This is a genomic window from Guptibacillus hwajinpoensis (assembly GCF_020524165.1).
Classification (GTDB): Bacteria; Bacillota; Bacilli; order Bacillales; family Guptibacillaceae; genus Guptibacillus; species Guptibacillus hwajinpoensis_D.
Genome location: NZ_JAIVKU010000013.1, coordinates 1 through 2956, shown reverse-complemented (window position 1 = coordinate 2956; position 2956 = coordinate 1). Strand labels below are relative to the sequence as shown.

The window sequence follows — 2956 nt, the reverse complement described above, 5'->3', positions numbered from 1 at the left end:
TTTAGGTTAAGCCCTCGATCGATTAGTATTCGTCAGCTCCACGTGTTGCCACGCTTCCACCCCGAACCTATCTACCTCATCATCTCTAAGGGATCTTACCAGCTTAATGCTGTGGGAAATCTCATCTCGAGGGGGGCTTCATGCTTAGATGCTTTCAGCACTTATCCCTTCCACACGTAGCTACCCAGCTATGCTCCTGGCGGAACAACTGGTACACCAGCGGTGTGTCCATCCCGGTCCTCTCGTACTAAGGACAGCTCCTCTCAAATTTCCTGCGCCCGCGACGGATAGGGACCGAACTGTCTCACGACGTTCTGAACCCAGCTCGCGTACCGCTTTAATGGGCGAACAGCCCAACCCTTGGGACCTACTTCAGCCCCAGGATGCGATGAGCCGACATCGAGGTGCCAAACCTCCCCGTCGATGTGGACTCTTGGGGGAGATAAGCCTGTTATCCCCAGGGTAGCTTTTATCCGTTGAGCGATGGCCCTTCCATGCGGAACCACCGGATCACTAAGCCCGACTTTCGTCCCTGCTCGACTTGTAGGTCTCGCAGTCAAGCTCCCTTGTGCCTTTACACTCTGCGAATGATTTCCAACCATTCTGAGGGAACCTTTGGGCGCCTCCGTTACACTTTAGGAGGCGACCGCCCCAGTCAAACTGCCCACCTGACACTGTCTCCGCACCGGATCACGGTGCTGGGTTAGAATGTCAGTACAGCCAGGGTAGTATCCCACCGACGCCTCCATCGAACCTGGCGGTCCGACTTCTATGGCTCCTACCTATCCTGTACAAGCTGTACCAAAATCCAATATCAGGCTACAGTAAAGCTCCATGGGGTCTTTCCGTCCTGTCGCGGGTAACCTGCATCTTCACAGGTACTATAATTTCACCGGGTCTCTCGTTGAGACAGTATCCAAGTCGTTGCACCTTTCGTGCGGGTCGGAACTTACCCGACAAGGAATTTCGCTACCTTAGGACCGTTATAGTTACGGCCGCCGTTTACTGGGGCTTCGATTCAGAGCTTCTCCCGTAAGGGATAACCCCTCCTCTTAACCTTCCAGCACCGGGCAGGTGTCAGCCCCTATACTTCGCCTTACGGCTTTGCAGAGACCTGTGTTTTTGCTAAACAGTCGCTTGGATCTTTTCACTGCGGCTCCCCTGGGCTATTCACCCGAGGAAGCACCCCTTCTCCCGAAGTTACGGGGTCATTTTGCCGAGTTCCTTAACGAGAGTTCTCCCGATCGTCTTAGGATTCTCTCCTCGCCTACCTGTGTCGGTTTGCGGTACGGGCACCTCTTTCCTCACTAGAGGCTTTTCTTGGCAGCGTAGAATCAAGGACTTCGGTACTAAATTTCCCTCGCCATCACGACTCAGCCTTCACGGTGAACGGATTTACCTATTCACCAGCCTAATCGCTTGGACGCGCATTTCCAGCAGCGCGCTCTCCCTATCTTTCTGCGTCCCCCCGTCGTTCAAACGGAAAGGAGGTGGTACAGGAATATCAACCTGTTATCCATCGCCTACGCCTTTCGGCCTCGGCTTAGGTCCCGACTAACCCTGAGCGGACGAGCCTTCCTCAGGAAACCTTGGGCTTTCGACGGACAAGATTCTCACTTGTCTTTCGCTACTCATACCGGCATTCTCACTTCTAAGCGCTCCACCAGTCCTTTCGGTCTGACTTCACAGCCCTTAGAACGCTCTCCTACCATTGTCGTAAGACAATCCACAGCTTCGGTGATACGTTTAGCCCCGGTACATTTTCGGCGCAGCGTCACTCGACCAGTGAGCTATTACGCACTCTTTAAATGATGGCTGCTTCTAAGCCAACATCCTGGTTGTCTAAGCAACGCCACATCCTTTTCCACTTAACGTATACTTTGGGACCTTAGCTGGTGGTCTGGGCTGTTTCCCTCTCGACTACGGATCTTATCACTCGCAGTCTGACTCCCGCGGATAAATCGTTGGCATTCGGAGTTTGACTGGATTCGGTAATCCGGTAAGGACCCCTAGTCCAATCAGTGCTCTACCTCCAAGATTCTTGCCGCGAGGCTAGCCCTAAAGCTATTTCGGAGAGAACCAGCTATCTCCAGGTTCGATTGGCATTTCACCGCTACCCACACCTCATCCCCGCATTTTTCAACATGCGTGGGTTCGGGCCTCCATTCAGTGTTACCTGAACTTCACCCTGGACATGGGTAGATCACCTGGTTTCGGGTCTACGACCACGTACTATTTCGCCCTATTCAGACTCGCTTTCGCTGCGGCTCCGCCTTCTCGGCTTAACCTTGCACGGGATCGTAACTCGCCGGTTCATTCTACAAAAGGCACGCTGTCACCCATTAACGGGCTCCAACTAGTTGTAGGCACACGGTTTCAGGTTCTCTTTCACTCCCCTTCCGGGGTGCTTTTCACCTTTCCCTCACGGTACTGGTTCACTATCGGTCACTAGAGAGTATTTAGCCTTGGGAGATGGTCCTCCCGGATTCCGACGGGGTTTCACGTGTCCCGCCGTACTCAGGATCCGTCTCGGAGGGCAGCGGATTTTGACTACAGGATTGTTACCTTCTCTGATGGACCTTTCCAGGTCGCTTCGTCTATCCGTGCCTTTGTAACTCCAAAGAGACGTCCTACAACCCCAGAGGGCAAGCCCTCTGGTTTGGGCTGATTCCGTTTCGCTCGCCGCTACTCAGGAAATCGCATTTGCTTTCTCTTCCTCCGGGTAATGAGATGTTTCAGTTCCCCGGGTCTGCCTTCCATTCCCTATGTATTCAGAAATGGATACCATCCTATTAAAGATGGTGGGTTCCCCCATTCGGAAATCTCCGGATCAAAGCGTACTTACAGCTCCCCGAAGCATATCGGTGTTCGTCCCGTCCTTCTTAGGCTTCTAGTGCCAAGGCATCCACCGTGCGCCCTTAGTAGCTTAACCTTCGATTTGTTAGGCATTGCTGCC

General features: G+C 53.2%; 1 rRNA gene. It reads right to left on the bottom strand.

Annotated elements, in window-relative coordinates:
• Positions 1-2 precede the first annotated feature (2 nt).
• Positions 3-2932, bottom strand: a 23S ribosomal RNA gene (locus LC090_RS21755).
• Positions 2933-2956: the final 24 nt, after the last annotated feature.